The sequence below is a fragment of the Segatella bryantii genome (assembly GCF_022024215.1).
GTDB lineage: Bacteria > Bacteroidota > Bacteroidia > Bacteroidales > Bacteroidaceae > Prevotella > Prevotella bryantii.
On sequence record NZ_CP091798.1, the window covers coordinates 1,712,228 to 1,724,281 of the forward strand.

Sequence of the window (12,054 nt, forward strand, 5' to 3'; positions counted from 1 at the left end):
GTATGTGGTAATGTTATTACCAGTATGTGGTAATGTTATTACCAGTATGTGGTAATGCTGTTACCAGACTGTGGTAATAAGAGCCGTAGCCTGGTAACAAGACTGATCATTCGGTCATAGGAAAAAGGATATTATAACTTGACCGTTACTGTTTTGCCTGTATACTTAACGACCTTACCGATGGCTTTATCCAAGTTGAAAGCAACTTTCTGGCCTGGCACACAGTATACTATCTTAAAGGTACGATTCTTCAACATACCGTAGAAATCGCCCTTGCGGTCACTTATCGTAAGCTGCTTGGCTGCATCATCGTAGCTGAAATCGATAGTGGCATACTTGCCCTTCTCATAGTTATAGTTGGTACCTTCATCTTCATAGAGGGTAAACTGACCGTTTTTACCGGCATAGACATAGAGGGTAATCTCTGAAGCCTTCTTCTGGTCAGACCATTCCATCTGTGGACCGTATGGCAAAATGGCACCTGCCGGTACAAAGACAGGGATACGCTCGTATGGAGCATCGGCTGTAATCGTCTGTCCACCATCATAATACGTGTTGGTATAAAGATCATACCAGCCGTTTTGCTTTGGCAGATATACCTGGCGACTACGAGCACCATACTGACTGACTGGGCATGCCATCAGGGCTGGACCAAACATCCACTGGTCTTTGATATCCAGTACCTGAGTATCCTGACCATAATCCATAACCAAGGCACGCATCATCGTATAATCTTTGAAATGGATGGCTCCATTGAGACTGTAGATATACGGCATCAGGCGATAACGCAATCGGTCATAGTATACGATAGACTTGTAAGCAGGATGATTGTCGGGCGCTATGTTCCAAGGTTCACGATAGAGCACTTGTCCGTGGGCACGATACAAAGGTACAAAGGCACCAAACTGGCTCCAGCGGGTCTGCAGTTCACGCCACTCTTTCAGGTCTGCATTCTTGCTATCATCCTTCTGACCGGAGTACCACACTGCCCCATAACGGTCTTCTGGTGTAAAACCGCCCTGGTCCATACCCCAGATCGGCAGACCGGCAAGACAGTAGTTAAGTCCGGCCGTCATCTGAGCACGCATATCCTCCCATCGGCAAGCGATATCTCCACTCCACGAAGCTGTACTATAACGCTGAAGACCAGCAAAACCACTTCGGGTAAGCAGGAATACACGGGTATCAGGCTTAACACTACGCTGTCCATGATAGATGGCATCGGCATTAACGATACTATATGCATTAAAATATTCTGTAGAAGAGCCTAAATAAGTAGGGCCGCTAAGAGCCTTGCGATACCACATCGGAGTACAGTCGCGCACATTTGGCTCTGAGGCATCCATCCACCAGGAGTCTACACCATAATGATATTTCGTGTAAAGATTTTCATCCATCTGGCGCCAGAACATCTTACGGGCACCCGGTGCATAGGCATCATAGAAAGAACCCATAAAGCCGAGCCAGTCATAGATGCTGTCTTTTACAGCCTGATGATATATCCAACCATGAGCATCGAGCTCTTGATAGTTCTTGGTAGAACAATAGAACTTAGGCCATACACTGATCATAAAACGGCCGTGCATGGCATGAATACTATCGAGCATCGCCTGAGGATGAGGATAGCGACTTTTCTCAAACTCATGAGACCCCCAACTGTCAAGTTTCCAATAATTCCAGTCTTGTACGATATTGTCTATCGGGATATGGCGCTTGCGGAATTCACTCAATACATCCTCCATTTCGCCCGATGTCTTATACCGCTCACGACTCTGCCAGTAGCCTAAAGCCCACTTAGGATAGACTTGGGCTTTGCCCGTAAGGGTACGATATCCAGAGATGACTTGGTCGAGATTATCACCGGCAATAAAGTAATAATCCATATCACGACTCATCTCACTCCAAATACGCAGTTTGCTCTGTTCCTCTTCACTCTGAGGCACAGCAGCACGAAGTCCACAATAAGACACATCACCGTCAGGATACCAATCGATGAGTATCTTGGAACGTTTACCCTGCTTTAATGGAGCCTCAAACTTGAAAGAGTTAGGGTTCCAGGCTGTACGCCAACGCTCTGCTACCACTTCCTTACCATCAATATATACCTTCATATAACCCGCATAGTAAAGGATAAAGCGGTATAAGTTATCGACCGGCGATTCTAAGTAGCCTTCATAGGTAACATGAGCTCCTTTCAGTTTGAAACCTTGAGGAAGATGGCCTATCGTCTCTGAATTTTCAAAATAGATACTGTCTTCCTGTCGTACCAGCGTCTTACCTTCGCTATCGGTATAGGTACCCGTAAGACTACCCTTTACTCCATCTTTATTATATAGCGTAAAGGCACGATGAAGCTGCAGATAATCATTCGGATTACCAAAACGACAATAACTGTAACTATCCCATAGTATACCGTAATTCTTATTGCTCACAACAAACGGAACACTAATCTTGGTATTATACTGAAATAGGTCTTCGTTCTTGCCTTTCATATTGAGCTCTTCACTCTGATGCTGACCTAAACCATAGAAGGCCTCATCCTTAGGACTATCGAAGACAGCCTGCCACGTCCATCCATTTCGCTGCGCTTCAGTCAGTTTACCCACACCTATCTCACGCTCCGGTACTGTAAAAGGAGTAAAGGACTTACCCTGCTTAGCATCTTCTGCAAGATACTGTTTCGTTCCATCAGCACTGTAGAAAGCTACCCTACCGGTAGCCTCGTCCAACTTGGCAAGTACTTTATCTGTTTTCACCATAACGATACCATTCTCTTCTGATACCTGATAATGGGTAAACGGACGCTGAGGAACGATCATCAGACTATTCTTCTGTGGAAATGCTTGCTCTGCTGTAGACTCTACCCTGATAATATGGTCGCTTACAACCTGAAGACGAACGAAAGAGGGGCCATGGTCTACATGATGCTGTAATTGTACTGTGATAAAATTACCATTCTGAGTGTAGCCTGCAGCCAAGGCAGCTGATGCACTCATAGATAAAATGGTAGATAAGATTGTTCGGGTTATTTTCATTGTTTTCATTAAAATATTAGCGGTACAAAGGTACTACTAATTGTAATTTATAGTATGATAATATGTTTCCAATAAAGGTATGAAATGTTAATTTCCGCGGTGTTTCTTGTACTGTGAAGGAGTCTGTCCGTAGGCTTCGGCAAAATATTTCGAAAAATATCGTGGATTATTAAACCCTGTATGATATGCTATTTCGCTAACGGTAAGTTCTCCCTTTAACAAGAGTTTTTCTGCAGCTTCCAATCGTTTGGCTCTAATGTATTCTGAAGGAGTACTACCCGTAAGAGGTACCATTCGCTTATACAACTGTACACGAGACATCGCCACTTCCTGACTCAATACTTCTACGGATAAATCCGGATCATCCAGATGGTCATGAATATATCGGTCTACTTTGGTCAGAAGTTTACGATCTGATTCAGAGATACAAGGTGTCGATATCGCATCTGCTCCTATCGCTTCCATATCGCCATTTCCCTTAGTATGATGATTCTGACGACTGGCCCACGTCATGAGATTAGCCATACGGAGTCTGAGCAAATCCATGCTGAATGGTTTGGTGATATAATCATCTGCACCATGCTCCAAGCCTTCTATTTTCTGTAGCATCGTGAGTCGGGCTGTCAACATAATAACGGGGATATTAGCGGTTGCAGGATTACCCTTCAACAGTCGACAGAACTCATTACCGTCCATAACAGGCATCATGACATCACTGAGGATAATATGCGGTCTATGCTCTGCTATCTTTTCCAAAGCTACCTTACCATTCTCAGCCTCTACGACTTCATAATGATCTGACAATTCCTCACGCATAAATTCCCGGAAATCGTCACTGTCATCAACAAGTAATACTACGGGCTTATGGGATAACTGCACCTGAGGAGTTTCTACCTTGATATGTTCCACAGGCTCTGCCACACTCGATATCATCGTATCTTGCAAACTGTCTGACATGTCTTCGGGCAAGCGTACAGGCAACTGGATGACAAAGATAGAACCACCTACCGGATTATCTTCTACATGAATAGTACCATCGTGCATCTCAACGTAGCGCTTGGTAATATTCAGACCGATACCACTTCCACCGGTAGGTTTCATCTCTGTTCCATTCACTTGATAGAAACTATTGAATATCTTGTTTTTATCCTCGTCGCTGATACCTTTACCGGTGTCGGATACACGAATTTCTAGAGTATCCTGTTCGCCATCGCCACGCTTCATAACATGAAGCTGAACTGATACAAGACCTCCGTCAGGGGTAAATTTATAAGCGTTACTCAATAAATTATTGATAGATTTATTAATCTTATCGGAATCAAATTCCATGATAAGCTGCGGTTCGGCAGAGTAAAAAGACAACTGGATACTGTCATTGCCCAGTGAGTCGAAAGAATCGCAGATATTCTTAATAAACGAAACGATATCGCCACTGAGCAAATTTAATGTTTCCTTATTCTTATCCAACTTACGGAAGTCTAATATCTGATTCACCAGGGTAAGCAGTCGCTCAGCATTACGATGAATGAGCTTTAGCTTATAGCGCTTGTCTTCATCTTCCTCCTTCTTGATCATAGAAGCCAATGGCGATATTATCAGAGTCAACGGAGTACGAAGTTCATGGCTGATATTGGTAAAGAAATTAAGTTTCAGCTCGTTCAACTGCTTATCCTTGAGTGCATTTTCCTCTAAACGACGTTCTCTAAAGGCAGCCTGTTGTACGCTTCGTTCATGATTACGATAATAGAGGAATCCTAAAATCAACAAGACGACATAACACAGAATAGCCCAGATAGAAAGATAGAACGGAGGCTCTACTACAATCTCCAGTTGGCTCACGTTATCGCTGATGGTACCATCAGCATTGACCACCTTTATCTCAAGGATATAGTGCCCATAAGATAGGTTCGTAAAGGTAATACTTGGCTTATCTTCTGGTGTCATCAACCATTCCTCTGCCCCCTTATTCAGACGATATAAGAATCGGCTACGCGATGGCAAAGTCACTTCGTTGGATGCCAAGAGAATAGTAAAGTCGCTCTCATTGCTCTGCAACTCTACCTTACGCGACTTATCAAGTATTTCGCTCAAGACAACACGCCCATTAAATTTTTCACCAACCGACAACGGATGCCCCAAAAGAATAAGTCCGCTAAAGATAACCTTAGGGTTACTTTTTTTAGAATTGATTCTCTTTGGTTGAATGATATTGATACCATCCTGGCCACCCACAACAATCTCTCCATTACGAGTAATCAGTACCGAGCGCTCATTAAACTGTCGGGTCTGTAAACCATCTAACGAGCTATACGATATGCTGGATAATTCATAACCATGACGACCTGCTGATGGGGTAACACAAGTAATCTGATGATCATAGACCACCCAGACACGATGCTGTAAATCTTCTATAACCGAACAACCTGTACCATGATGATTACTCTTTCCATTGACTACTTCGAGCTGATTATGAAGAGGATGATACATCGTAACGCCCGACGGAGTAGCCATCCATATCATACCACGACTATCCTCGATAATACTTGTAACAGAGGGACTCAAGAATGAGCGACCATCTGATGTACTCTTGATATTCGTAAACTTTCCTTTGGCTACGTTAAATATCGAATAATGAAGGGAATGGCCTATAAGTATCTGCCCATTTTGCATGAGGCAAAGATCAAAAACATAGTTTGATGGAAGTTCACTATTGTCGGTATTATAAGTAGTAAACTGGTCTGTCTTCGGGTTATATACCTGCACACCTCCACCCAATGTTCCGATAATAACATTTCCGCGCTGGTCTTCTTCTAAACACCACACATTATCGTTTGATAATCCACCACTCCCCTTCCGTGAACGAAATACTTTCCACTGTCCATGGCTATATCTCACCATACCACCATTATAAGTGCCAAAATACATAGAACCGTCTGAAGCCATCAAAGAACTGACGATTACTTCAGAACCCAAACCGGTAATCGAAGAAGAAAAATTCTGAACTGTACCCGTTACTCGATTGTAAGCCACAATACCTTTATCATTGGTTCCACACCATAACACTCCATTTTTATCCTCACATATCGTGCAGATATCACCTAAATAAATTGTAGAGAATAAGGATGAATGTGGTGAATAAAAACCGACACCATTCTTATAGGCTCCCAACCATACAGAACCTAAATTATCTATATAAATCTTATGTAATGTGTTATCAGGTACACAACCCTGCTGGTTTCTCTGGTAAGTATAATTAGAGAAGGTAGATGTTTTCCAGTCGATAACAAATAAGCCCTGATGGTCTGTTGCAATCCAGGTACGTCCATAATCATCTTCTTGTACATCGTGCACTAAAATATTCTCACGGCCTATCTTGATGCCTTTGGATATCAGGTATGTATTGCATCCTTCATACCACTTTTTATCCTGAGCACTATAGACAAAGGTGATATCGTCTGCTATTACCCAATAATTGCTATGCTTGTCTACGATTAATTTATATCCCGCATGATTCTTGAGATGCAGACTTGGATAACGCTTAATCCACTTGACTCGCCCAAGCAAACCATCAATAGACATCAATGTTCCGTCCTTATAAACGGCTATCAGTCTGCCGTTCACATCTTGCATACTGGTTATTTCTCCTTTGGGTATCACTCTTACGCCAGAACCTCCCTGGGAGAAATAAACATGTTTACCCGTCTTGGCATGATAGAAATATACCCCTTTGCCGTAGATAGAAAACCACATATTCTTCTGACTGTCGATATATACTTTGTCAGGATAATCCTTCTTCATACCATGCTTCTGCATCCAAACATCGATATGAACATCAAAGGTCTCTGTCATGTAATCATAGATACAATATCCCATAGAGGTATGCACCCATAAATTATCTTCTGCATCTTGCTGAATACCGTCTACAAAGTTATTAGGAAGAGATCTTTTGTCGTTGCTGTCAAAAAAGAAGTTCTTAAATCGAAAACCGTCATAACGGTCTAAACCAGACTGAGTGGCAAACCACATAAACCCATTGTGATCTTTCAATATATCATTAACCTGAGAATTACTCAATCCATCACGACTTTCCAAGGTATGAAACTGCATATCCTGCAAAAGAGCGCATACTGGCATATTCTGCAAAATCATCCATACTATAATAAGAAAAATTCTTAAACGTTTATTCATGGTTATTCCTGGTTACTTCTTCAAGATGCAATGAAAATATTTTTCTCTACAAAAATAAAATAAATATATTAAACAAAAAAATAAAACTATACAATTTTAAACCATGGTAGTTAGGATTGATGCAACTGTTGGGTGTCAACTCGCTTATGATCACCATCGAAATGATAATAGTGAGTTTTCCCTCTCAACTGAATATGTTCTGCGCGCTTTGCTGATAAAAATAGCCGATGACAATCTACATGTAAATTGGTAAACATGACATCGTTAACATCACCAACGATCTCGTGCATTTGCATACAGGCATTCAAATGGGCTACATTCACACTAGACAGGTTTACTCGAAGTGATTTACCAACGAGAGGTTTGCCATGCACCAACACTTGTCCTGCATCACATACACAAATTTCATCCAATGCAGGAGCTTTGATTCTGACGTGCATCTGTCTACGCTGTTTATCGTTCTGCTGCAGATAGCCTATATGTAGTACACCATCGGTTACCTGACTACTATTCTGATTAACCACCGACTGAATTCCTTCTACTTGTACATCGCATGCCGGACCAACCTCTATATCTACTGTCGATACATGACTGACTGATACCCCATGAAAGGCTTCCACCGGACAAGTCTGATGAGTAACAATCGTATCTGTGGAAGAAGGCTGATAATCAGACTTTAATACGGGGCGATTAGGGTGACTGCACGATAAAGCCACCAAAAAATAACACTACTTAGAAGAAATTTATATACATTGTACATCTTCATATTCTTGAGGAACGTTACATAGCAAAAACTATTATATACATAACGAAAGCTGTGAAAAAGTAGTATACCCTCTCACAGCTTTTTCTAATTTATCCTATACTTGAATCGTCGGAATATTTCTACCTGATATCTTCCCGATTAATAGGGCCACTGAGCTGCAGCAACACCCTCTGTAATACCAGTCATTGCAGGCGTATTCCACACAGACAATCCGGTACGGTTAATAATAGACATATTAGGGTAACTGACTACATTAATATCCCATGCAAACGGAACGATACCACAATTACCAGCATTCTCTACTACAGACTTAAAGTAACGACGAATTGCATCATTATGACTTTCGGTATTTTCCTGCCAGTTAGCACCGTATTCACCGATAACTACTGGAATATTATGATCTACAAACTTCGTCTTCAAACTCTCAAAAGACGTCTTCACTGAAGCATCGGCATTCCAGTCTTTAGTAGCATTACTACCACAAAAATCCCATGGTTCATAATAATGTACCTCTACCATTAGTTTACCATTCTCTGTATCCGTTGGCATATTAAAATAGTTTACGGTAGAACTGATATTAGTAGAAGGTCCTTGAACGATAAGTACACGCTTGGCATTATTACCACCCGTAGCACGGACAGCATCTACAAAGGCCTGATTATAACGCTCCAAAATTGGAGTCAGCTCACTATGACGAGTACTAAACAAACTATATTCCTGGAAAGGTTCGTTAAGACCGGCAAACATGAGATACTCATTATAATCTTTAAAATATGTGGCAATATTGGTCCACAACTTCTTGAGCTTATTCACTTTATCTGCAATAATCGTCTCATCAACAGCTTCATAAGAACTACTTGTCTTACTGAAACCCTCTACCTCGATCCAGCCACCATCCCAGTGATCATTGATAAATACATAAAGACCATCAGAGATACAATAATCTACAATTTCCTTGACACGGGCAAGCCATGCGGGGTCTATCGTCATATTTTCAGCATCAGTAATATGACCCATTACCCAAGAGGTAGGAATACGAACACTCTTAAACCCTTGAGCTTTAACAAAATCGATTAAGGCTTTCGTAGTCTGGGTAGACTGCCATGCCGTTTCAGCCCCTAATCCACCTGCATTGGTGAAATTATTGGCCACATCACCAGCTTCCATGGTATTACCAAGATTCCATCCTGGATACATGGCCTTGGCCAACTCTTTGGCTGTGCGGTCCATATTGGCCTCTACCTGCCCTGCAGCCTGGTTTACAGTAACAGACTCTACAATATCACCTCTTGTAAATGATATCTGGGCTGTACGCGCCAAAGGTGATATATTAGCCTCTATCGTAAATACCTCTTCATAATCCTGCATATTGGCACGCGTAGAATTATCAGCCTGAGCTATCCACGAAGGTGTAGTTACATCATATCCTCCATTGGCCTTGAGTTTAACCGTGATAGATCCGCCATCAGCAGAAACTTCAAAACTGGCTGTCTCGATAATTAACCCCTCGGTAGATACTTGGTTGACAGGAACTGTAATCTGTTCACTACCTGATGATACACTGATAGATGCCGTGCGATCATTTGTATCAGTATTGGCAGCAGCAGCAACCTTATACTTATACACACGGGCAGAATTAGATAAATCCTGCGAAACCACAAGCCAACTCTGATCGGATAATACGACTGGCTGCGTAGGCGATTCAACATATAGATACGTCTCTCCGCCTGTTTTTGAAAATTGCAGAGCAGACTTAGACACTTGAAACGAAGTCGAAATACCTCCGCCACTTATCGTCTCTTCTTTTGAACATGATACCAAGCTAATCATGGTAAAAACCATGACTAGCATAGATACTATAGATAATCTTTTTTTCATCATACTTCCCTTTCTTTCATCGCTACTTGCTTATACCTGGGCAAGTAACGCTATTAATCTTAACACTAACCTGAGTTGGATCGATGAGATCTTTCCAGAGATCATAGAGTTCGATGGTCCATACCACTGCTCCTTCTGCATGCGCATTGAGTGTAGCAAACACTTCGTAGGTTCCATCGCCTGTAACGGTAGCACGTCCAAACTCAGAGCCACCCCAGTAAGAAGGGCTCCAGCTTGCTGCTGCATAAGAGAGTTCTGTACGATATGCGTTTGAAGCATTTGGCTTGAGATTACCATCAATACCTGTAATCGTAAAGTTTACTATCATATTGCCTTCAAAAGACAGTGAAGAAGCATTTACACCGGCACTCTTTGTTGAACCATATTCGTTGTATATTTCAATACGACCATTAGTGTTATCATTATCCTTGTTAACAAATACCGTATTCGAATAGTCCATAACATAAAGTGGATCTATATCAAACTTAATGCTATTAATCTCAACACTCACCTTAGAAACATCTGCCACGTCGTTTGCCAGATTATTGATGTCTACACAGAATACAGCAGCTCCTTCTGCAGCAGAACTCGTTTCCATCCATACGGTATAAGTTCCATCACCTGTAACATTTGCATCATACTTGTCACCCGTCAAGCTACTCCAACGGCTTGGGCTCCAGCTTGCTGAAGCGTATTCCAAACCCGCAATATTGCTATGACCATCATTAGTACCATTCTTATAGTTATCATGAAGACCCTTGATGGTGAAAGTAATAGCCATGTTCTTAGAAAACTTAATCATAGAAGGAGTAATACCTGGATGATTAGCGGTACTACCATACTGATTATAAATTTCGACACGAATTCTGCCATTATTCTCCAAATCGCCAATAACCAGTTTGCTATTATCGACCGATAACTCTGGAGACCTGCGGACTGAACGGATAGCCAAGCCCAAAGAACGCTTGGAAACTCCTGTTGATGCTGCCCCATTGGTAATGTTAAGAGTCTGACTGTAATCAGTAGCAGGAGCATAAATAGAGCCCGACCATAACAAGCCCTGAGCACCCTCTCCTACTATAGACTGTCCGTCACGATAACCACCATAAGGGATAAAGATACTGTTGCCGTTAGACTTTGACGTGAAACGAACACCGTTAACACCATTTACCGTTTCTTCCTTCTGAGTGGTTCCTGATACGAGTTCTGCCATCTGTTCTTGGGTAGGAAGTGCACTCTGCATGAGTGCATCTCCATCAATATCTATCTGATGCAGAATGTCCTGGTCTGTTCCTGCTATATCAGTGGCTACAGAATAGTCTGTAAGATAGGTACTGACATTGCTGCCAGTTAAATCGCCATAACCAAGGTGTGCACCTGACTCTTCTTCAGCCTCAGCACCTAAGTTATACTGCGCCCAAAGTACAGATAACCCTAAATCTACATAAGGCATCTCTTGTTGAGCTGTGGTAAAGCTCAGGGTATCACCATATACATAACCATCGCCCAACTGGAAGTAGGATGTATAATAATAGGTTGTGCCTGGCAACAAACCCTGTACAGACTTACTGACATGATTAGAAGAGGCTACGATAGGATAATCATATCCATCGCTTAGATGAGCCTTATCTGTAGAAATCTTAAAACCATAGTTCATCTCACTCTCGCCTTCTATCATGATACCGTCAAGTCCCTGGGTCTGAGCACCAAGTGTAGCTTTGGTCGCAGTAATATCAGTAGCACCAATGGTCGCTATCTTGGCATCTGTCGCCACAAAACTCTTCACCTCACCATACTTAGTCACTATGCCTTGCAATGTGGCATAGGTAGAATAATAGTAGGTATGACCTTTGGTAAGACCCTTCAACTGAGTGGTAACTGTACCCGTAGAATCAATACTGCCAGCTGTTTTGGTGCCAGCTGTAGTAGGATCAGGATTTTCACCATATACCACACCTACACTATATGCATCAGAGTTTTGCTTGGAAAGATCCAACACCTTTCCCTTTAACTCTGCAGAAACAGCTGTGACTACAGCATCACCTGTTTCTATCGTAGTAATAATATTACCCGTGGCTGCACTGTACTCATCATCATCACTACAACCCGATAGTGTGATTGTACATCCTGCCAGAAGCAGTCCACCTGCTATATATCTAAATTTCATCATGTCAGAATATTAAAGTT

Annotated in this window: 5 protein-coding genes; all 5 read right to left on the reverse strand. The window is 42.0% G+C overall.

The window, feature by feature from the left end:
• Nucleotides 1-131: 131 nt before the first annotated feature.
• The 5 genes from L6471_RS11290 to L6471_RS11310 all read right to left on the reverse strand — a co-directional run bounded on the left by L6471_RS11290 (nt 132) and on the right by L6471_RS11310 (nt 12,037).
• Nucleotides 132-3,035, reverse strand: coding sequence for a TIM-barrel domain-containing protein (locus L6471_RS11290; protein WP_237797738.1), 2,904 nt, complete (start codon nt 3,033-3,035; stop codon nt 132-134).
• An 87-nt stretch (nt 3,036-3,122) separates the two neighbouring features.
• The gene (locus L6471_RS11295) at nt 3,123-7,223 is read right to left on the reverse strand and encodes a hybrid sensor histidine kinase/response regulator transcription factor (RefSeq protein WP_237797357.1); all 4,101 of its coding nucleotides are present in this window, start codon (nt 7,221-7,223) and stop codon (nt 3,123-3,125) included.
• Between the two features lie 110 nt (nt 7,224-7,333).
• Nucleotides 7,334-7,939, reverse strand: coding sequence for a GIN domain-containing protein (locus L6471_RS11300; RefSeq protein WP_237797358.1), 606 nt, complete (start codon nt 7,937-7,939; stop codon nt 7,334-7,336).
• A 188-nt stretch (nt 7,940-8,127) separates the two neighbouring features.
• Entirely contained in the window at nt 8,128-9,870 is a 1,743-nt protein-coding gene (locus L6471_RS11305) for a cellulase family glycosylhydrolase (protein ID WP_237797359.1), read from the reverse strand.
• A 19-nt stretch (nt 9,871-9,889) separates the two neighbouring features.
• Nucleotides 9,890-12,037 (reverse strand): hypothetical protein, encoded by a 2,148-nt coding sequence (locus L6471_RS11310; protein ID WP_237797360.1) that lies wholly within the window; start codon nt 12,035-12,037, stop codon nt 9,890-9,892.
• Nucleotides 12,038-12,054 lie beyond the last annotated feature (17 nt).

What these genes read in the sequence shown, in the direction of transcription:
- L6471_RS11290 (WP_237797738.1), bottom strand. Translation starts at nt 3,035, where the DNA reads ATGAAAATAACCCGAACAATCTTATCTACCATTTTATCTATGAGTGCA.
- L6471_RS11295 (WP_237797357.1), bottom strand. Translation starts at nt 7,223, where the DNA reads ATGAATAAACGTTTAAGAATTTTTCTTATTATAGTATGGATGATTTTG.
- L6471_RS11305 (WP_237797359.1), bottom strand. Translation starts at nt 9,870, where the DNA reads ATGATGAAAAAAAGATTATCTATAGTATCTATGCTAGTCATGGTTTTT.
- L6471_RS11310 (WP_237797360.1), bottom strand. Translation starts at nt 12,037, where the DNA reads ATGATGAAATTTAGATATATAGCAGGTGGACTGCTTCTGGCAGGATGT.